This is a genomic window from Bacillus cereus group sp. N6, from assembly GCF_016483705.1.
GTDB classification, from domain to species: domain Bacteria; phylum Bacillota; class Bacilli; order Bacillales; family Bacillaceae_G; genus Bacillus_A; species Bacillus_A wiedmannii.
In genome coordinates this window covers 46,470-67,826 of record NZ_JAEHBI010000014.1, presented here as the reverse complement: position 1 = coordinate 67,826, position 21,357 = coordinate 46,470, and the positions used below count along the sequence as shown (strand labels likewise).

The following is a 21,357-nucleotide window of genomic DNA, read 5'->3' as shown; positions in this document are numbered from 1 at the left end:
TTTTTTATTTCGGTGCACAAATAGAAATACCATTAAGTTCGAATGTTCTGTATATTTTTCTCGCAAATTGGACTGCTTTTTCTCCATCACCATGTAAACAAATTGTTTTCGCTTGAACCGCTACTTTCTCTCCGCTCACCGCGTTTACATACCCTTCTTTCACCATTTGAAGCACTTGCTTTATCGCTTCGTCTTCATTTTTTATGAGCGCATTTTCTTCTGTCCGGCTCGTTAACGTTCCATCTTGCTTATACGTACGATCTGCAAAAGCTTCTTGTACGAGAGTTACATTATATTTTTCCGCAGCCTGTATAGACGCCTCGCTATTTGCTAATCCGTAAAGTAATAGATTGGGATTACTATGATAAATTGCCTTCGTGATTGCATCTGCAATTTCCGGATTTGTCGCCGCCATATTATATAGGGCACCGTGCGGTTTTACATGATGCATTTTCCCGCCTGCCGCTTTCACAAAAGCATCTAATGCGCCGATTTGATATAAAACGTAATCGTATACTTCACTTGCTGAAACATTCATGTTTCTTCTTCCAAATCCAATTAAATCAGGAAAACCAGGATGCGCGCCAATTGCTACGTTATGCTGCAGTGCCTTTTCGACCGTTTTCCTCATTACAGTCGGATCTCCCGCATGAAAACCACAAGCAACGTTTATAGAGGACACGAACGGAAGAATTTCATCATCATTCCCCATTTTATAAGCTCCAAAACTTTCTCCTAAATCACAGTTTAAATCGATTGTCGTCACGATGTTTTCCCTCCCAATGTCAGCTTCGTAAAGCGATGAATTTTTTTAATAGATTCATATTTACTTCTTGTTCTATGTACAATTGTTCCGCTTCTTCAAGCGTAATTTTCTCAAATGAAACATAGTCCCCTGGTTTTAGCTGAGCAAGAAGAGGTAAATCTACTGAAATGATATTTCCCATTCTCGGATAGCCACCTGTCGTTTGCCTATCTGCCATTAATATAATCGGCTGTCCACCGTTTGGCACTTGAATCGTTCCGAATGTAACGGGACTCGATAAAATCTCTTTTTCTTCCACTCTATTTAAAACTTCTCCTTCAACTCTATAACCCATACGGTCAGCGTAATTAGATACTTTATACTCTTTCGTAAAAAATGCCTTTATACTTTCTTCTGTAAATTGATCATATTCAAAGTTAGTTATGACACGCAGCTTAGGATACTTCTTATACTTTGGCAGTACGCTTTTGCTAATTGTCCATTTCGTTTTGTTTCGCTCATCGTTTTGTAAGTTTTGAATGCAATGACTCGCCATTTCTGTGTGCGTTCCAATTTGAAAATAATCTCCCTTTTTCAGCATTCTTCCTTCCATACCACCAATCGCAGCACGTATGTAAGTACTTTTGCTTCCCATTATGCGATCAATCTGTATACCACCTGCAAAAGTCACATACGTTCTGCAACCGCTTTTCACTTTCCCAAAACAAAGCATACTACCTTCTTCCGCTAAAATGGACGCCATAATGGAATTCGCTTCCCATTCAGTAACGGCTCCATATTTGCTCCGCCAATCGCAAGCAAAGTCGTTTTCTTTATTAACAATTTAGGCCCCATAATTGTCATTTCGAGTCCAGCTTCATTCTCTTCATTACCGACTAACATATTGATCATCCGAAGTGCACTTTGATCCATGGCCCCGCCAACTGGTACACCGTATTGTTGATAATGAGCTCGCCCTAAATCTTGGACTGTTGTAAACATTCCTGCATGTAAAACTTCTACATCCATTCTTTAGCCCCCTCAAGTGATACATACTCTTCCTTCGTTATTGGGATAAATCGTAAATACATACCGCTTTGAATATATGTTGGTGTTTCTTCTTCTGGATTAAATAAGGAGATTGGTGTTCGGCCAATAATATTCCATCCACCCGGTGTTTCAAGCGGATATATACCTGTTTGATTTCCGCCAATACCTACCGAACCAGGAGCAATTTGTAACCGTGGTGTTTCTTTTCTAGGTGTTTCTAGCTCTTTTGATAGCCCTCCTAAATACGGGAATCCTGGTGTAAAACCTAACATATATACAAAATATGTTATTTCACTATGTATGCGAATGACATCCTCCGCTCGTAATCCTCTATAATGTGCGACCTCTTCTAAATCAGGTCCATATTCCCCCCCGTAGCAAACAGGTATAGAAATATGTTCCATATCCTGATTTAATTCTTCTTGATACGAATTACAAAGCTCCTGTATATACCGGCAAACGTAATGATATGATCCTTCACTTCTCCCATTTCGCTTCCATACTTCATATACATTGTAGTAGACCGCTAATGAAGTGAAAGATGGTACACACTCAACCATTCCTGTAAACGGGTGTCGTCTCAACGCTTGAAATAATCGCTGCACTTTTTCGTATGTCTCCATCCCAATTTCTTCACCAAATGTAACAATAATTGCTTGATCCCCTAACGCAGAAAATTTCATCCTACTCCCTCTTTCTATGCCAAAAAGCCGAGTTCTTTCGAAATTCGATGTGCTGTTTCTTTCACCTTCGCAATAAAATATGCAATGTTACTTTCGTTATACTCAATTGCTAATCCCGAAATACTAATACCTGCTACAACCGTTCCATCGCTTGCGAAAATGGGCGCTGCTATAGCCGCTGTATAATTTTCTAACTCAGAGTAGCTAATTGTATGTCCTTCCTTTTTCGCCACTTGTAACACTTCTAGCAATTGTTTCTTATCCACGATTGTTCCATCTGCAAACTGTTTTAAATCCGTTTCCTCTACGTATTTCCGTTTCTCTTCCTCAGAGAAATACGAAAGTAAAATCCTCGGACATGCGCCAGCATAAAGCGGTGCTCTTCTTCCAACAGCTGTATACACGCGTACAGGCTGAACACCTTCCATCTTTTCCACATAAATCGCGTCATTACCATCTTGAATAATTAAATTAACTGCCTGTCCTAAACTATTTCTAAGCTCTTTCATATATGGAATCGCAATATTTCTTACGGATAATCTTTGTGAAACAAGTTGACCGAACCGTAAAAAAACGACTCCTAGACGATACTTCCCCTTCTCGTTTTTTTGTAAAAACTCCATTTCTTCTAACGAGCCAATTAAACGATAAACAGATGTTTTCGGCATACTCGTAATCTGAACCATATCTGTTAAACTTAGCTCTTCATGCTCATAAAACAACTCTAAAATATCCATTGTCTTAACTGCCGTTTTATTTATACTCATTCTATCTCCCTCTTGTTCCGAATTTCGGAACTTAAATTCCGTTTTTCGAAACAAACATATAATTTAAAATTATAAAATATTCTTTCAATTCTATCAATATTTTTTTCAATCTCATGAACCGATATATTTGTCAGTAGTTTAAAAAACGTAAATAATTAAATGCATTTGTAAATTTTCACATCAAACTATTACATATCCAACATATTTCAATTATCATTATATATGTAAAACAACATATAAGGAGTTTTTCTTTTGAAAAAGTTGCTAGTAATTCTTGCTATTATGTTATTTTTTTGTATAGGTTATAATGTAACATTTGCGACGAATGAAGATACTCATGCAACCGCTACAGTTGCCCAATATCATAAAATAGCGAACGAAGAAATTCATTTTTTCGGATCAAGTATTTCTAGCTTTAACTACTCTCACGGTGATGAATTAAACCTTTTTGTAAAAAATATAGGCGATTCTCCTTTTAGTTACACTTTATATAACGCTAAAGGTGCTTGGATGATTGACGGAACTTTAAAAACTGGGGAACAAGCAATCAATGAATTTAATATAAATTGGAGTGATTGGCTTCCTGAAGGTGAATACAAAATAAAATTTAGAAATAATGATGGTTCTCTTTCAAAAGTTCAAGTTATAGCAAAACCTAACATTTAAATAAGTAGGACAAAAAAAGATGATTTCTGTATTCCCAGAAGTCATCTTTTTTAAATTCCATTTAATTTGTCAGTATACTTTTTCGCTTCTTTCATGACAAGATCTGTTACCTCTAGTTTATTTACAAATATTCTAGAATAAATCTAGGCTTGTACTGACCATCTTTAAGTATCTTTTCAACTTTATATACAGTTAACGTCTGAGTAAATTTTTCAGTCCTCAACTTGACTTTTCTTTCAAAAACTTTAAAATTTCTTGGTTGAATTGTTGGGGATTTTTTCGTGCAAATGTATGTCCCTGTCCAGAAACTGAGACAAATGAAGCATTTGGAATTGTCTTTGCTAAGTATATGGAATGTTTGCGTTTTATAATGTCATGCTCCCCAACCAATATTAAATTCGGGCAACTTATTTGTTTTAAATCTAATTCTGAGACACCAATATCATGGAGTAACAAACTGAGAATGGATAGTTTCTGCTGTATTTTCTTACTAAATAAGGACGGAATGAAAACAAAACCATACAATGCATAAATAGCTGCTAACACTAAAAAACGAACTCCACTTGTTTTTGTGTTTCCTGCATTTAAAACGAGTCGATGAACGTATTCTGGATACGAAGTAGTAAACATCATTGCTAAGTTGGCTCCATCGCTAAACCCGAGAAAGTCTGCTTTCCGAATGTTTTCTAAAAGCATTATTGTTTTCAAATCATCGACCATTAGTGGGAAGTTTAAATTTTTGGAGACGTTAGTCGAACGCCCATGCCCACGGCTATCGACTAAGAATATTTGAAAATACTTTTCCAATTCAGGCACCTGCTTAGAGAAATATTTCCCGCTGCCACTATTCCCATGTAACAAAAATAGTGGAAAACCTCGTCCGCTTTTCTCGTAATAAATTTGACTGCCATCTGCCATAATAGCATATTTTCTTTCTTTTTCCACAAAATCACCTACTCGTAATATATATGATCAAGGAGACAAACCTTTTCTTGCTTGCTTCTTAATAGTCTTTTATTTTCAATTGATTTATTATACAAAAAACACCCTATAAAATAGATTTTTTTCGGGTGTCTATTCTATAGGGTATTATATTTCATACTTCTTTATAGCGCTCTTACTTGTTTCAACGGCCAGAAAACAGCTTGGCCTTTTCCGACAATTTCATCTTCTGAAATAAATCCGAACATTCGACCGTCTTTCGAAACTTCACGATTATCTCCTAAAACAAACACTTGGCCTGCTGGCACTTTCGTTTTTCCAGTGATTTGTTCTAACGTAAAGTCTGGAGTTAATACACGACCTGCTGCTTTTTCTTTAAACTCTTTTAAATACGGTTCTTCCATCGCTGTTCCGTTTACATATAAAACATCGTTTTTATACTCCACTGTATCGCCTGGTAAGCCAATTACTCGTTTTACTAAATCGTATCCTTCTTTTCCGTGGAAGACGATAATATCAAAGCGATCTAATCCACTTATACTATAACCAATCTTATTCACAAGAACTCGTTCGTTATTTTCTAAAGTAGGCATCATCGATTCACCTTGTACTAATGAAGGTGTAAATAAAACACCGCGAATAATAGCGATTAATACTAGTGTAAATCCTATCGTTTTAGCCCATGAGAATAATTCTTTCTTCGTATTTTCCTTCATCGTTTCTCCTCTTTCTTACGTGTTTATTGTATGATTTGAACTAATTCTTGCACTAAATTAAGATCAATTTCAGAAAAACATGATTTCCCTTCTCTTACCGCTGTACCGACATGAGCTTGCGAAATTCCAGTTTCATCTAGCAATCGCTTTATATTTTCTTTCGTCACGCCAGCTCCAGCAACAAGCTGAATTTGACCATCGCTTACCTTTTGCATTTCTGCAAGCACCGGAATATTCTCTACTATATTTCCTTGTCCACCTGAAGTTAAAACGTGAGTCACTTTATGAAACTTCTTTAAAGTTTTCATCGCTTCTACTGGATTCTCTATATCATCTATCGCTCGGTGATACGTTACATTTATTCCATCTACAACAGATAGTAAATTCGCTAATTTCTCTTCATCCACTTCATTTCGTTCGTTTAATACACCTAATACAACACCAGCTGCACCTAACTTCTGCGCAATGATAATATCTTCCTTCATCATTTCAATTTCTTCTTCCGTATATGTAAAAGACTTCGCATGCGGACGAATCATAACGTGAATCGGTATATGTACTGCTTCTACCGCTTTTTTAATAAATGCATAACTCGGCGTTAAACCGCCTTCTGTATAAGATGTAATTAATTCAATTCGCTTCCCGCCAGCTCGTTCAATTCGTTTCACATCTTCTAAACATGTTGCAATAACCTCTAGCATTAGATGACCTCTTTTCGTGCTTTTTTCTTATTATACAGTAGCTGAAATAAGAAACATAGCATTCTCCTATAAAACTGTAAAAAGAAGAATGAAAAGAAAGATTTTTTTTATTGATTGCCTTCATTGTTAATATTATATTCTACTAAAAAAGGAGTAACCCCTAGAACTTCTGACTAGGTGTCACTCCTTTTTATTTTACAAAAATACTAGGTTTCCCCTATACATTTAGTTATTTTTCTTAGTTACTTCATTATAATAGTGGCTAAATGCCTCTACTAATGCGTCAACTGACGCATACAATTCTTCTGGTGTATTATCTACCCCTCCCATTTCAATAAGTAATGCATTTGGAGAAAGGTCTTGATTATATACTCCGTTACCGCTTTTACGATCTTTAATAAAAATCCCTCGGCTTAAACCGTAATACTTCTCATCTAAATATGAATTTATTGCCGTTACTATTTTTTTATTTTTTTCATAGTTAGGATTTTCTCGTCCTAAAATAAAATAAAGCCGAGCATAATTCTTTCCGTTAATATTTTTTGTTGTAATATTTTTTCGTGCATCGTCTCTATGAAGGTCCATTGGAAACATAATATTTTTATCTTGTGCTAATTTATCTTGTAATATTTGACGGGATCCTTTGTAAGATTGGGCCCAATTTAAATTTTTATTTCGCAGAAAATCCCTCATATTTGTCGTATCATGTGAAACACCTATTCCTTTTTCTTCTAACTTTTGTTTTAAATAGTTTCCAACAAACGTAATATTCACTTCATTATTTGTACTGGAAGCATCATCGGGTATCGTAGCACCTGGAATGAGAGGAATAAACGCTTCCCAACTATGTGTATGATAAATAAAAACTTTATTTTCACCGTTATTTTGTGTATTTGAATTTTCACCAGTAGAATTGTTTTCTTTCCCACTCTTTGGGTGTTTAATAGCAGTACCTTTATCTTTAATGTTATCTAAAGGAATACTGGATTCTTCAGGAATGTTCGTATAATCTGTTCCTTCCCCAGCAATTAATATTTCCGAATAAAATTGATTCATATTAGGAAGTTCTCTAGTTAATAAACTTCGGAGATCATTTACATTAATGTTTGTAGAAAGTGACAGTAAAAAAGATTCCAAAGACGCTCGTCCTTTTTCTTTATGAAATTCTTCTGCAAAATAACGATTCTCACTTCCTATCATATACATAAGACCTTTAGTAGAATTCGTTCCTAATAACTGATTCATATAAAATGATTTAAATACGCTGGAATTACTAGAAATGAAGAATGAAGTGAGGATACATATAATAGTGAATAAAATACATATCACTACATATCTTACATTTAATACTTTCAGTTTAATTTTATTCATTTTATATCTCCCTTCATTTACTATATTCTTACGCTTAATTTTCAATGAATATGATTAATAATTTAATAGAACTGCCTCAAACTACTATGTTTTCATTTAACCTCTTTCCGTAAAGCAAATGAGGTTAAAGTTGCCATATGCAAATATCATCAAAGATTTTAAAACAAATCAAATAACCTGAGTCTATATAAATATAGAACTCAGGTTATTTAATACTGTTTACTCGATAGGAGGCACTGCATTTTGATGGACTTTTTTATTTTCCATGTCAATGCCTAATTGGTCTTTCAATAACTTCATACCTTTTTTTGTAAGATGGACGGCTCTATTCTTATCCGTTTTTGTAATCCATTCCTGTTCAAAAAATAGTTTTGCTATCGCAGATCCTAACCAACCAGAAATATGGTAGCGTCGTTCACTCCAATCAAGACAAGGTTTTGCAAATACCCTTCTCTTTATATCTGCCGTTTCAATATTTATTCCAAAATTCAGAAACCATTGCTTACCTTGTTCCGTTACAATGTATTCTCCTTCCTTTAAAATTATAAATTCCCTATGTAGTAATTTTTCAGTTATCTCTACACCGAGTCTGCCTGCAAGATGATCATAGCAAGTTCGAGCATAACGAATTTGTTTTAATTGATCCGATTGTTTTAAAGACCGAACTTGGACTGATGGTGCAATTGTTCCTAACTTTTCAAGAACTTCTGCTACCTCTTGATTAGCAAGTCGATAGTAACGATGTCTACCATGTTGTTCAACTGTAAGTAGATTCCCCTCTACTAATTTAGAAAGATGAGAACTAATCGTTGGATGTGACACCTTTGCCATATAAGCCAATTCGCTAGCAGGTAGTGCCTGATTATTCATTAGACAATCTAAGATAATTGCTCTTGTAGGTTCAGCAATTAGTTTAGCTATATATGAGATATTCGGATATACATTCATATTTCGATGATACCCTAACTATTAAACTGATACAATTATTTTAAGTTTAATAGTAAAGGAGAATGTATTATGAATGCAATTGATCTTAGTATATTAAATTTGAAAGAAACGAGAAGGCGCTCAGAAAAATTATGGAATTCTCTTCCCGATAATTTTCTTAATTGGAAGCCTGATCATGAAGCTATGTCCTTTGGTGAGATGATTCGTCATGTATGGAGCTCAACTTTTTATTATCATATGATTTTAAAAAACAACGGCTCAATAAATGATATACATTTCCCGTATGATGACGAGCCAATTACTTGTGTAAAAAAAGAAATTGAATTGGCACAATCGTACTTTACTGACTTTATAGAATATGTTCAATCCATAAGCATAGCTGAGCTAGATTCAACCCTTATTGATCGAAGCGATGTTGGCTATCAAAGATATTTAGGCGACATGCTATTACGAATTGCCTATCATGATGCGGTCCATGCTGGTCAATTTTTACAATATTTACGAATGATAAACTTGGAAAGACCTTTAATTTGGGATTAAATATAACAAATGTTTACAAAGCTTTCAAACTGGCATTATAATAATACGCAACCAATTATCTAACTAGTCAAAATTCTTTCCGTTAGTTAAAAAGAGCAATTTAGTTGTTGTACGATAATTAATATATGGGGATGATCACGTGAAAAAGCACTCTGAATTAAAAAAGCATTTATGTGAACTGGAGGAAAAACTATTAGAACCTAAAACTCGTACAAATCCAGCAGAACTGGACAAATTACTTACAGACGACTTTTTTGAGTTTGGAAGTTCGGGAAACGTTTGGTATAAGAAGGATTCTGTTGGTGGAGACGGACTTAGTGTGAGAGAAATGACTCTTTCTAATTTTGAAATATACCCTTTATCGAAGGATACTGTGTTGGCGACATATCTTGTAAGAGATGAAACTAGAATGCAGAATACTTTGCGAAGTTCCATTTGGAAACTGATAGATGGAACTTCGCAAATATTTTTCCATCAAGGAACACTTACAAAATCATGATAACCATTTATACTAAAAATCTACATCTCAATTTGGTACGTCGTACACATAAAAAGCACGTGTTCGATTACTAATCAAACACGTGCTTTCAAAACAACTATATTGTCCATAAACAATAAAATGTAAGTTAAAAAAACTACGACCGAAACGCCGCATCCGCTAACATAGATAGTGTTGCATCATCCATCGGCGGATTGTGCAATCCTGCTCTGACGTTTAAATAGTAACGATGAAGCGGATTTTTTTCTGATAAACTTTTTGCTCCTACGATGCGCATTGCTTTATCTACAATAGATATTGCCGCATTTGTTACAGCATATTTCACTGCTGCTAGTTCGGCTTGCAATGATAGTTTATCCTCTGCCTCATCGTACTTTTTCGCAATTTGATATAAAAAGACGCGAGCTTGCATAAGCTCAAGTTCTAATTCTCCAACTAATCTTCTAACATTCGGCAATAAACTAATAGAATGATTTAAACTATTTGGCTTGTATGATCCCGCAAACTGAACTGCATAATTTCTTGCTGATTGTGCAATTCCTAAATAACATGCTGGTATATGTAGCAACCAGCCAATACCCTTTTGTTTCACTTTCCCGCCCTTTACATCTGTAAAAAAGCGACTTTCTATCTCTACATTTTGTAAGACAAGGTCATGACTAGCAGTCCCTCGCATCGCAACGCTATCCCACGTTTCTTCAATGGATACACCGAGCGTATTTCTCGGAATGACAAACTCTCCAACTTCTTCTCGACCTTCAATACTTGCTGAAATAATAAAATAATCAAGTATTGGCGCCATCGTTGTAAAAGTTTTTCTTCCATTTATAATCCACTTCTCGCCTTGTTGAACCGCTATTGTTTCTGGCTTACCACCACGCGTCGGACTCCCTGTTTTTGGTTCTGTTGCTGCCCGATTAAAGAGTGCACCGTTACGTACTTCTTCGCAAAACCATTTGAACATCTCATCATTCCAAGAGTGATTTTCCGCTAGCTCTTTCACAATGCCAATATGCCAGCCAATCGATAACGCAGTAGCTCCGCAGCCTTCCGCGATTTTCTCTTGAAATAAAACAAAGTCATATAAAGAAATCGCACTACCACCAAATTCCTTCGGTAACGTTAATTTCGTATATCCGATATCTTTCAAATCACTTATATTTTCATACGGAAATGATCCTAATTCACTTAGTTGATGCTCTCTTTCCATGAACTTCAGAATCAATTTATTTATTTGTTCAATAATGAAAGATTGTTCTTCTGTTTCAACAAATGAGAGTGCCATACTATAATCTCCTTTATGTTCGATTCATCAACCGCTCACTTTTTCATTATGATTATATGAAGCTACCTCTCTATTGTTTCACTATTCCGATAAAAATACAATGTTTTTGACCAATAAGAAAAGTTCCCATTTAAAATAGGTTCTTTTCTTATATTAGTCTCCCTTCAATGCCTTTAACGGCAAAGAGGTTACATATCCAATGTACGAGAATAATTCTTTAAAGAAGAATGGTATTTCTGTGTCTAACGTTTTATATGCTGATGTCGGCGTTGGTGAAGCATACGCTTCAATATTAATATGTTTTGCGATTCTCATTGCGCGTTTCATATGAAGTGGATCACTTACAATCGTGTATGTGCGTATTCCGTTCTCTATTCCAACTTCCTTCGCATTCTTTAAGTTTTCTTCTGTGAAAAGGGATTTTGTTTCAATTAAAATATCTTCCTCTTTTACACCTTGTTTCATTGCATATACTCTTGCAGTACGCGCTTCCTCAAGTTCTGCCTCGAACTTTGTACCACCTGTAAAAATAATCTTTTTAATATTTCCGTTCTTATATAGAGAAATCGCATGATTAATTCTTTCTTTAAATACAGGGGATGGTTTTCCGTTCCAAGAAGCCGCTCCTAGTACGATACCAGCATCCGTTTTCACACTATCATCTGTTTTAAAACGATAGCTCCAAATATCGTAAGCTGCATAACTTACATATAAAATAGCAGAACAAATCATTAGTAAAAATACTTGAAAGATTCGTCTTTTCTTATTTTTCTTATTTTCTTTCATTTGTAATTGCCTCCGTACATCATCCATACTTCTATAAAAAACATTTATATCAAATCGTTTCGTTTGAGTTTATTTAAAAGAAGGTACTTTACTTGTTATTTATGTATAAAAGGGTTTTCATTAAAAATTGAGGATTATCAATTCATTTTTATTTGCAGTTTTCATTACATGTTTTAAATTCATAAGTTTATTACCATACAACTACATTGTAACGAATTTTTTCTCAGAAGGGAACGATGAAACAAAAGGAATTAAAATAAAGTAGCATTTTGTAAGAAAAAAGGTATATTTTTCATACATCACGAACAATATACCTTTCCAAACACGAATTATAACTTTTCTTTATACAACTCTAAATTTTCTAATAAACGTGCTTTCACAACTGGCCATTCACTTGCGATAATACTATACACAACCGCATCTCTCACATGACCACTTGGCAATTTTCTTTCGTTTCTAAGCACACCCTCTTTTACTGCACCTAACCTTTCAATTGCTCGTTGTGCTTTTTCATTTCTTGCATCCGTCTTAATTTGTACTCTCAGCATACGTAATTTTTCAAAAGCATACTGAAGAAGCATATACTTACACTCTGTATTTATACTCGTACGTTGCACACTTGGATGATACCAAGTCTGCCCTAACTCTACTGTTTTATCTTCTACTGAAATATTATATAAACGTGTACTTCCTACAATCGTATTCGTCTGTTGATCCACTACAACAAAAGGTATTTGAGTACCATTTCCATAACCCTGTATCGCTTTTTGAACGTATTGCTGCATATCTTGCACACTATCCATTTTAGAGATTAAATACGCCCAAATATCCCGATTTCCTTCTACAATCGAAAACAAAGTTTCGACATCATCACTATCTATTAACCGTAACTTTGCTCTTTCGTGAATCATTTCCATTTGAAAGCCCCCTTTTGTTGTTACTATATCATATGAAAAGAAAACGTTTTATAAGAATAATAGAATGTATTTAAAACAATTCCTTTTCAAATATATTCTTCTCGTATAAGGCGGGAAAGCTCATCACTAACCTTTAAAAAGGAAAATTTTGATAATTCCCAATAAATGCTATATAATGATAAATGGGAGGGGATGAAAATGCTAGATCAAATTACTTGGGGAACACCAGGCAGCTTATTATGCTTAGGTTTCTTTTTTGCAGGACTAGGAATCTTCTTAAGAAGCATGACGTCATATTCAAAAAATAAATAAAAACATCATAAAAACAGAAAATAGTATATTTTCACATTTTAGGATATTTGATTTTCTTAGCATGATAGTGATGTGGGAATAACCCGATTTTAAACAAAAGAAGCCTTCCTTTTACAGAAGGCTTCTTTTGTTAGAGATTTATCTTTTTAAAACTTTAAAGTAACAAATAAGCAATCGGCGTAATAATAAGTAATGTTAATATCGTTCTTTGTACGTAGAGAATAATAAGTTCCGATACTTTTAACGGAATGTCTGTCGATAAAATACAAGGAATGGAAGCTGAGAAGAACAATATAGATGACACGGAAACAACCGCAATAACAAACTTTGTCACAAGTGGTGCACTTACAACTAAAAGAGAAGGTAAAAACATTTCTGCGATACCAACGGATGCCGCTTTAGCAGCTAGTTCTGCTTCTGGTAATTGTAATAGCCATGTAAATGGATAGAAAATATAGCTGATCCAATCAAATATTGGCGTGAATTTCGCTAAGACGATACCAATTAATCCTACTGACATAATAGATGGCAAAATTCCCATCGTCATAATAAAACCATCTTTTAAATTCACTGCGATATTTTTCATAATACTCGGTGCAGATTTCGATACTTCTAGCGCGTCTTCCCAAGCACGTTCTAACATTTTCTCTTTATAAACAGGCTCTGGGAACCCTTCTTTCGTTACATATGTATCTGGTTTTCTACTAAGTGGTGGGATTCTTACGGTGATAGCAGTTACGATGAATGTTACAACAAGAGTAGTCCAAAAATAAACATTCCATAAATGCATAATGTCTAATGTTTTTGCGATGATGATCATAAATGTTGCGGATACTGTAGAAAAGCCTGTAGCGATGATCGCTGCTTCTTTTGTCGTATACTTTCCTTCTTTATACACGCGATTCGTAATTAATAAAGCTAACGAATAACTCCCTACAAAGGACGCAACCGCATCGATTGCTGATCGTCCTGGTGTATTCCATAACGGTCTCATAATGGGACGGCAAAACGTACCAATAAATTCAAGTAATCCGTATCCGACTAATAACGCTAAAAAAGCCGAGCCAATTGGTACGAGTAAACTTACCGATATGACTAGTTTTTCATACAAAAACGGCCCTACATCTGGTGCAAAGAACCAAGCTGGCCCTACTTTCAAGCAATATAATACACCAAAGACAACACCAACTACTTTTAAAATCGAAAAACAAATGTCTACGATAGATGCATTCCACTTTTTCGTATAAAACGGATAAATCGCACCTATTATCATAACGAGTAGTGCATAATAAGGTACGACGCTCGGAACCGAAGTCCTGATCCATGATACGATATGATCAATCATAATGGACGAAGCACCGTTTATCGTAACTGGTACGAAAAACATAAACACCCCAACTAGACTAGCGAGTATAAACCGGAGAATAACCCCCTTCTCACTCCCAGTCTTAATTACATTCCTTTTTAATTCAATTTCACTCAAAATTCGACACCTCCCATTATCTAAATATTCTGTATAATAATGTTACATTCCTTCTTTCAGTTTCTAATATTTAATCATATAAAAAAAGCCTATTTTAAAATAGGCTTTTTCTACTATCTCTCATAATCATCCACAATCACTTGAATCACACGATACGATTCGTCTGCCACTATTTTATTACTAGTCTTATTCGCATCATATGTAATCAACGCCTTCCAAAGTGCCCATCCTCTCGCTCTATTCCACGTTTCTTCATCTATGCGCAATACGTCTTTAAATACGTTTCTGCTATTCTTATCAAAAAATGTCCATGCCATCGCTGCATCACAAGCCGGATCGCCTACTCCTAAAATACCAAAATCAATTACGGCAGAAAGCTTTCCGTCCTTAACGAGTAAGTTTCCAGGTGCAACATCCCCATGAACCCAAACTGGCTTACGCTCCCACGTTGACTGGAGTGCTACATCCCAAAGGTGCTTTAATACAGTTTCATCAAAAACGTCCTTGTTATTTTCGATCGCACCTCTCGCCTCTTCATCATATACAGATATAAGCCCGCCTCGGTAAAAATTATGTGCTCCAGCAATCGGTCCATTACTCGCATCAATGGATTGCAATTCTACTAAAAATGATCCTAAGTCCGCCGCAAGCTCACTTAGATCACGAACATTTTGTTTCGTAACAGTATCCCCTTCTATCCACTTATTAATAGACCAAGGCAATGGATACTCTTCAGATGGATTTCCTTTCGCAACTGGTGCAGAAATCGGTAAAGAAAGCTCCTTACTTAATATAGGTAGCCACTTATTTTCTTTCTCTACTTGCGGTGCATATGCCTCGTCACTTGGCAATCTGACACTCATATCATCCCCTAGATGAAACGTTCTATTATCATGCCCACTAAACTTTACAGGCTTCACTTCTAAATGTGCCCATTCAGGAAACTGTTCCCCTATTAACCTTTTAGCTAAATCTGTATGAATTTGATTCATTTATTTTCTCCTTTTCTTTTGAAACTTACTAAGTCCATCCGTACTTCCAATATAATCAAAACCACTACTCTTATAAAAGTCATTCAACGTACGATTATGCCCCACACAATCTAGCTTCAAGTACTCTTTATCACATTGTACATTCTCGTCTATCCATTGTAAAATCCACTCTCCGATTCCATTTCCCTTATATTTCCGTTTCACCGCAAATCTATGAATATATAAAGAATCAGCAACTTCCGCCTTACCAAAAATACGCTCATCCCAATCATTTTGTTTAGGAGATACGGTAACCGTACCGACAATTTCATTTTCTTTCGTAACCACATATGTATATTTCTCTCTTATACCTTCTAGTATTTCAGCCGTAGCTTCTCCACCTAACAGATACTGCCATTGATCGACTTCTTTATGTTGTAGCCACTCTGCTACTTCTCTTAATAGAGTAATAATGCTATCGCTTTCCTCTTCAGTAGCAGTTCGAATTGTATATTCTTTAACTGTGTTTCTCTCCATATTGCCGTTCCCCTTTCAAATGTTTACTTCTTCCTTTATTTCGTTTTATACATTATATACCAAAATTAATTACTCCCCCTTCAAAGATATCTATTTTACAACTTCTATTCCACAAAAAAACCGTCCCACTACTAGTGAAACGGTTTTAATTCCTTTAGCATTTACTTCGTCTTCACAAAATAATATAAAAACCACACTGCATGATTTTGTTCATCGGCAGCTATTCTGCGCAATAACTCTTTTAGATGTGCATCTGATGTTTCATCTGAAATTTCCAAATAAAAATCTACTGTCTTCTGTTCATCTTGTATTGCGAATTCTAATCCTTGTAAGTACGTATTTGGACATTCTTCTGTAATTTGTGGTTTCGGCTGCTGACCAGTTAAATTTGTATAGATTTGTACAAAATGATGGAAATGCTTTATTTCATCGTTACGAATTTCAAGAATTTGATTTCGTTCCGCCGCATTTGGAGCCATGTTGGCTAATTTCGCATAGCAACTTATTGCACTAAATTCTCCATTGATTGCTTTCTCAATATCACGAATCAACTTATCATTTTGCCTATACCAATCATAATCATTCGAATTATACATCGTATCCCCTCCATTATTTTACATAACATTTTATGCAATTTGAAATAGCAGGAGCATGTATATAAAAGGAAAACGCAAATCCCAACTCTTCGATTAAAAAAATCTATCTATCACTGCTTGATTTCCCTATAGATTAATAATAAATTCACAAAAAAACGGTTCACTATTAGTGAACCGTTTTTATCTTTTACACATTTCATTTATACACAACTTTAAAATAGGAATAAACAGTTAACACATAATACCCAAAGTAAATTATACAATATGCACCACTACTAATTAATATAGGAATAATGATATTATTTATAGGCATGTTGTTTATTATCGGTATCGCAAATAAGCTATGAACAAGTCCGACTATTAGAGGTGAAATAAAACTAAAGCTAACTTGTTTCGAAATTGACTTTCTTACCTCTTTTTTCATAACACCTATTTTACGAAGAGTTTCATAATATCTCTGATTAGCATACGCTTCAGATAATTGTTTATAATATATAATTGAACCTGTCGCCAAAACAAATATTACCCCTAAAAAACTTCCAATAAATAACGCAACTCCATACAGTTGCATAAAATCTCCATTTGTTTCAGATTGCCCTACATAATACCCTGCTGCGACTGTACTAATTGCAGTTAAAGCTGTGGCGCTTAATATAGCGATTGTTGCAAGTAACTTAGCGTTTCCTTTTACTCGGTACAGTAATTGCGAAATGTTTATTATATTTATTCCGCTATAAAATATTTCTCTTTTACTTTTAATTTTCTTTAAAACAATAACTGTATAAGAAGTGAATAGAAAGTATGTCCCAAAAACAACTACAAACAAAATAAAAACTGGAATCATTATAGGATTTATAAGTGGGTTCATTGGATCTATAGGATTCCGCACTATATTTACTACTTCACGGAAGAAGCCTGCTAATATATATCCTACTCCCATTAAAATAAGACCTATATACGCCCTAAGTACAGAACCTTTTGGCATACGTTCTCCTTGATGATTAGCTTGAAACATTTCAATCAATGGAAATTTATAAATGATGCGAGAATTTTTCCATGCTGTATATAATAAAATAGATAAAAAGACGATGAACGTGTCTATTATTGCTTTTATAGATAACTCAAAATGAATAGGTACATGTAATTTCATTAAACTCATTAGCAACTCTAAAAATAATTTAAAGCTCACACTACCAATCAGTATGCCAACTACTAACGCAACGCCTCCCATTATCATAGTCTCACAAAATAACATCGTACCAATTTGTTTTTTAGTTATTCCTAGTAAAGAATATAATCCTACCTCTTTTTTACGTTTCCTTATAAAAAAATTAGTAGAATAAATAATAAATATGGCTATAAAAATAATGAGAATCACTTTTGAAGATTGAAGAACACTATTAATCATCACATTATTAACCATTTCTTTTTTTATTTGAGTACTATATCGAAGTGATGCAAATATAAAATAGATAAGCATACTGGAAGCTAACGATACAAAATAAAGTATATACTCTTTAAAATTACGCCGTATGTTACGTTGAACTATATCAAATAAATTCATTTATCTGAACCTCCAGAAATAGAAGACATTACATCAATGACTTGTTGGAAAAAGAGTGAATACTCGCAGGAGTATTTACTTTTTTTTGAAAACACTTTACTAACAAACTACCCTTTTCACTTATTCATATCGCAAACACTCAATCGGATCTAATTTAGCTGCTTTATTAGCTGGCAGTATACCAAAGACAATACCAATTGACATCGATATTCCAACTGAGAGTAATCCAAGACTTACAGAAATAACTAGTGGCCATTCACCTATTGATGATGCGATCCAAGCAAAAAACATACCTAATCCAAAACCAATCGCCCCGCCTAATGACGTTAAAATACATGCTTCGATGAGAAATTGTGTTAATATTTTTCCTCTCGTTGCACCGAGTGCTTTTCGAATACCTATTTCACGTGTACGCTCTGTCACGGATACTAACATAATATTCATCACACCAATACCACCTACAAGTAAGGAAATCCCAGCAATACTAGCAAATACTATTTTCATCGTTCGTGTTGACTCTTCTATTTTTTGACCATATGCTTTCGTATCCTCCACTGTAAAAGAATGCTCAAATTCTGGGGATTTCAATTCATTCAATACAGATATAGCTTGTTTTTCTACAGCCTCTCGCTCACTTGGGGAAGATAACTTAATTTTCACTGTATCGTATTCCTCAATCCCTGCAATTAAAGCTGCATTATCGATAGATGTATACCCTTCATACAATTTAAATTGACGTTGAAAACCGTCTTCATATTTGTACACCCCGACAACCTTATATGGTTTTCCTTTTATATCTATATACAAATCATCTTTCCAAGTTTCAAATAGTGTTTTAAATAAATCTTCAGCTACAATTACAACAGGAATTGGCTTTTTCAGTTCATCCGGTGTTAACTCTCGCCCATGCACCATTTTCATTTTAGAGTCCTGCATAAAGTTTCCTGTTCCCCCATTTAAACTAAAGGAAACATTTTTTGATCCTGTATATACTTTTACGTCCATATGCACATTGGGATACACATCTTTTACACCTCGTATCACTTGCAATTGCTTTACCATATGTGGTGTAATTTTTGCTTTTTCTGTCGGAGAATCAGGGTTGAAATATTCTATTTTAAGTTCATCCATATGCTGATTCTCTGCAAGTTCCTTTTGCATCTTTGCAGTCTGTCCATCTCCCATTGAAATAATTGTTATAATTGCACTGATTCCAATAATAATGCCTAGCATTGTTAATATAGATCGCATTTTATGCGCAAAAATAGAAGATATGGCCATGCGTATATTTTCATTCGTATTCAAATTTATTCTCTCCAATCTTGTACGATATTTCCGTCACGAATTACAATTTGACGTGCTGCTGCTTCTCCGATTTCACGATCGTGAGTAATCATAATAATCGTTGAACCTTGTTTATTTAATTCGTAAAAGAGGTCCATAATTTGTTCACTCGTTTTCGTATCAAGTGCACCTGTTGGTTCATCGGCTAAAATAAATTTCGGATTATTTACAATTGCACGCGCTACAGCAACACGCTGTTTTTGACCACCTGATAACTCACTTGGAAGATGAGTAGCACGTTCAGCTAACCCAACTTTCGTTAAAGCAGCTAACGAACGCTCGCGTCTTTCTGTTTTATCAACTCCTGCATAAATAAGAGGTAATTCTACATTTTGAAGTGCTGTAAGCCTTGGTAGTAACATGAAATTTTGAAATACAAAGCCGATTTCTTTATTACGTACATGTGCAAGTTCTGTTTCAGACATATTTGAAATATTTTGACCAGCTAATTCATACGTACCTGCAGTTGGTTTATCTAAACAACCGATAATATTCATTAAGGTCGACTTACCAGAACCTGATGGTCCCATAATGGAAGTGAATTCCCCCTGGTTCAGTATTACATCGATTCCATGTAATATTTGGACGGACTCTGTACCGTTTTGAAAAGATTTCGTGATGCCTTTTAAATGAATCATTTTGTGTTAACCTCCATACCATCTTTTACATTTTTCATAGGTTCAGAGATAATTTGTACACCTTTTTTCACTCCAGAAACTTTTGCTTCATGATCCGTTTCAAATTCAACCGTAACTACTTGTTCTTTCGCTTTTCCATCTTTGACAACAAATACAACATCTTTGTCACCTTTTTTCACCATACTGCTTTTCGGAACGATTGTACCTGTTGCTTCACCTGTTTTATTTGTCACGTTTACGTGGAAACCGTTTTGTAATCCTTCACTTTCGTTTAATGTAACAGTGAATGGATAGCTAGAAACTCTTTTGTTTTCATCCATATTCTTTACTGGTGTAGATCCGATTTCTGTGACTTTTCCTGACCACGTCTTACCAGATACAGTTTTTGATGAAACTATTACTTCTTGTCCAACTTTCACACTCGCAAGCTCATATTCAGACAGTTGACCTTTTACTTTAAATGGACCAGCGTGACGAAGCGTAATCCCACTCATTCCAGCATCATTATTTTTGACGATGTCATCAATTACACCATCAGCCGGGCTCGTTACTGAAAGTGTGTTTACTTTCTCCTTTGCTGCTTTAATCATTTCATCAGCTTTTTCTACTTCAAACCTTTTCATTTCAATTTGTGATTCTAATTGTTGTACTTCGATTTCTGATGCTTTTAACGTTTCCTCAGGAAGTCTAGCGTTTTTATCTTTTTTTAATTTCTGCTTCGCTGCATCCATTTGTTTCTGATGCAATGTTACTTCTTTTTGCCCAATTTTCTTTTGCATTTCCGCTTCTGTTACACCTTGTTTAGTAATTGGGTCATTATATTTAAAAAGAAGCTGCCCTTTTTTTATTTCATCACCTTTTTTAACAGCTATTTCATACGTACCTTTTGTTGGATCGAATGAAATTGTTTCTATACCATTTGGGATAACCTCGCCGCCTAATTTTTGCTCATTCTCTATTTGTTTTTCTGTCACTTCATATGTTTTATAAGTTTCAACTGGTTCAGATTCTCCTGCAAATGTCATATACGACCCTACTCCTAAACCAATTGTGACCACACCAACGATGACTAGTTTTTTTGCTTTCTTCATATCATAATATCCTCACTTTTTCATGTGTTTTACTTTTAGAAACTGTACGTCCTTTTCTTGAATAATTTTTGAACGTTTTTGAAAATGATATATAAAGCCTCGTACATACTATGTACAATATAAAAAGCCCCACTTTTTCATTACCAGTTCCTCCTTGACCTAACATACGTATAGGATAGAAAAAACTAGTTAAATAAAAAGTGGG

General features: G+C 34.8%; 22 protein-coding genes and 1 pseudogene. 3 read left to right on the top strand and 20 right to left on the bottom strand.

What is annotated here, in order from left to right; genetic code table 11:
• Nucleotides 1-4: 4 nt before the first annotated feature.
• The 4 genes and pseudogenes from pxpA to JDS99_RS12850 form a co-directional block, all read right to left on the bottom strand.
• Nucleotides 5-766 carry a 5-oxoprolinase subunit PxpA gene (gene pxpA, locus JDS99_RS12865; RefSeq protein ID WP_199695184.1) on the bottom strand — a complete coding sequence of 254 codons (762 nt, stop codon included), beginning with the start codon at nt 764-766 and terminating at the stop codon, nt 5-7.
• Between the two features lie 19 nt (nt 767-785).
• Nucleotides 786-1,774: pseudogene (locus tag JDS99_RS12860) on the bottom strand (5-oxoprolinase subunit C family protein).
• Entirely contained in the window at nt 1,765-2,478 is a 714-nt protein-coding gene (pxpB, locus tag JDS99_RS12855) for a 5-oxoprolinase subunit PxpB (RefSeq protein WP_199695183.1), read from the bottom strand. Before pxpB ends, JDS99_RS12860 begins: the two are co-directional and overlap by 10 nt.
• Before the next feature lie 14 nt (nt 2,479-2,492).
• A complete protein-coding gene (locus JDS99_RS12850) occupies nt 2,493-3,245 on the bottom strand; it encodes an IclR family transcriptional regulator (protein ID WP_199695182.1) in 753 nt (250 codons plus the stop codon).
• Nucleotides 3,246-3,497: 252 nt separating this feature from the next.
• Between JDS99_RS12850 and JDS99_RS12845 the strand changes: the two genes are divergently transcribed.
• On the top strand, nt 3,498-3,911 hold the full coding sequence (locus tag JDS99_RS12845) for a hypothetical protein (protein ID WP_199695181.1): 414 nt from the start codon (nt 3,498-3,500) through the stop codon (nt 3,909-3,911).
• A 219-nt stretch (nt 3,912-4,130) separates the two neighbouring features.
• Here the strand turns inward: JDS99_RS12845 and JDS99_RS12840 are convergent, their stop codons facing one another.
• The 5 genes from JDS99_RS12840 to JDS99_RS12820 form a co-directional block, all read right to left on the bottom strand.
• Nucleotides 4,131-4,856: an alpha/beta fold hydrolase gene (locus tag JDS99_RS12840; RefSeq protein ID WP_345943229.1), complete on the bottom strand. Its 726-nt coding sequence runs from the start codon at nt 4,854-4,856 to the stop codon at nt 4,131-4,133.
• Between the two features lie 161 nt (nt 4,857-5,017).
• Nucleotides 5,018-5,569, bottom strand: coding sequence for a signal peptidase I (lepB, locus tag JDS99_RS12835; RefSeq protein WP_199695180.1), 552 nt, complete (start codon nt 5,567-5,569; stop codon nt 5,018-5,020).
• Nucleotides 5,570-5,592: 23 nt separating this feature from the next.
• Nucleotides 5,593-6,270 (bottom strand): copper homeostasis protein CutC, encoded by a 678-nt coding sequence (locus tag JDS99_RS12830; protein WP_098858052.1) that lies wholly within the window; start codon nt 6,268-6,270, stop codon nt 5,593-5,595.
• A gap of 225 nt (nt 6,271-6,495) precedes the next feature.
• Nucleotides 6,496-7,641 (bottom strand): stage II sporulation protein P, encoded by a 1,146-nt coding sequence (locus tag JDS99_RS12825; protein ID WP_088609233.1) that lies wholly within the window; start codon nt 7,639-7,641, stop codon nt 6,496-6,498.
• A 219-nt stretch (nt 7,642-7,860) separates the two neighbouring features.
• Nucleotides 7,861-8,589, bottom strand: a complete 729-nt coding sequence (locus tag JDS99_RS12820; protein WP_088063884.1) for an ArsR/SmtB family transcription factor — start codon at nt 8,587-8,589, stop codon at nt 7,861-7,863.
• Between the two features lie 69 nt (nt 8,590-8,658).
• Between JDS99_RS12820 and JDS99_RS12815 the strand changes: the two genes are divergently transcribed.
• Entirely contained in the window at nt 8,659-9,129 is a 471-nt protein-coding gene (locus tag JDS99_RS12815) for a DinB family protein (RefSeq protein ID WP_075307790.1), read from the top strand.
• Nucleotides 9,130-9,268: 139 nt separating this feature from the next.
• Nucleotides 9,269-9,628, top strand: coding sequence for a DUF4440 domain-containing protein (locus JDS99_RS12810; RefSeq protein ID WP_199695179.1), 360 nt, complete (start codon nt 9,269-9,271; stop codon nt 9,626-9,628).
• 136 nt (nt 9,629-9,764) lie between these two features.
• On the opposite strand, the gene JDS99_RS12805 is transcribed toward JDS99_RS12810, so the two are convergent.
• From JDS99_RS12805 to JDS99_RS12755, 11 genes are all read right to left on the bottom strand, one after another.
• Entirely contained in the window at nt 9,765-10,913 is a 1,149-nt protein-coding gene (locus tag JDS99_RS12805; RefSeq protein WP_199695178.1) for an acyl-CoA dehydrogenase family protein, read from the bottom strand.
• A 153-nt stretch (nt 10,914-11,066) separates the two neighbouring features.
• Nucleotides 11,067-11,699, bottom strand: coding sequence for a YdcF family protein (locus JDS99_RS12800; protein ID WP_199695177.1), 633 nt, complete (start codon nt 11,697-11,699; stop codon nt 11,067-11,069).
• A 329-nt stretch (nt 11,700-12,028) separates the two neighbouring features.
• Nucleotides 12,029-12,616 (bottom strand): GNAT family N-acetyltransferase, encoded by a 588-nt coding sequence (locus tag JDS99_RS12795; RefSeq protein ID WP_098858049.1) that lies wholly within the window; start codon nt 12,614-12,616, stop codon nt 12,029-12,031.
• A gap of 466 nt (nt 12,617-13,082) precedes the next feature.
• On the bottom strand, nt 13,083-14,411 hold the full coding sequence (locus JDS99_RS12790; RefSeq protein WP_098858048.1) for a YjiH family protein: 1,329 nt from the start codon (nt 14,409-14,411) through the stop codon (nt 13,083-13,085).
• A gap of 113 nt (nt 14,412-14,524) precedes the next feature.
• Nucleotides 14,525-15,403: an aminoglycoside phosphotransferase family protein gene (locus JDS99_RS12785; RefSeq protein WP_199695176.1), complete on the bottom strand. Its 879-nt coding sequence runs from the start codon at nt 15,401-15,403 to the stop codon at nt 14,525-14,527.
• Nucleotides 15,404-15,919, bottom strand: a complete 516-nt coding sequence (locus JDS99_RS12780; protein WP_098858046.1) for a GNAT family N-acetyltransferase — start codon at nt 15,917-15,919, stop codon at nt 15,404-15,406.
• Nucleotides 15,920-16,080: 161 nt separating this feature from the next.
• Nucleotides 16,081-16,515 carry a ferritin-like domain-containing protein gene (locus JDS99_RS12775; protein WP_199695175.1) on the bottom strand — a complete coding sequence of 145 codons (435 nt, stop codon included), beginning with the start codon at nt 16,513-16,515 and terminating at the stop codon, nt 16,081-16,083.
• Nucleotides 16,516-16,711: 196 nt separating this feature from the next.
• Nucleotides 16,712-18,079 carry an FtsX-like permease family protein gene (locus tag JDS99_RS12770; protein ID WP_199695174.1) on the bottom strand — a complete coding sequence of 456 codons (1,368 nt, stop codon included), beginning with the start codon at nt 18,077-18,079 and terminating at the stop codon, nt 16,712-16,714.
• Nucleotides 18,080-18,199: 120 nt separating this feature from the next.
• Nucleotides 18,200-19,384, bottom strand: a complete 1,185-nt coding sequence (locus tag JDS99_RS12765) for an ABC transporter permease (protein ID WP_087984547.1) — start codon at nt 19,382-19,384, stop codon at nt 18,200-18,202.
• A 2-nt stretch (nt 19,385-19,386) separates the two neighbouring features.
• On the bottom strand, nt 19,387-20,061 hold the full coding sequence (locus JDS99_RS12760) for an ABC transporter ATP-binding protein (protein WP_199695173.1): 675 nt from the start codon (nt 20,059-20,061) through the stop codon (nt 19,387-19,389).
• On the bottom strand, nt 20,058-21,152 hold the full coding sequence (locus tag JDS99_RS12755) for an efflux RND transporter periplasmic adaptor subunit (protein WP_199695172.1): 1,095 nt from the start codon (nt 21,150-21,152) through the stop codon (nt 20,058-20,060). The genes JDS99_RS12760 and JDS99_RS12755 overlap by 4 nt, the downstream gene beginning before the upstream one ends.
• Between the last annotated feature and the right edge of the window lie 205 nt (nt 21,153-21,357).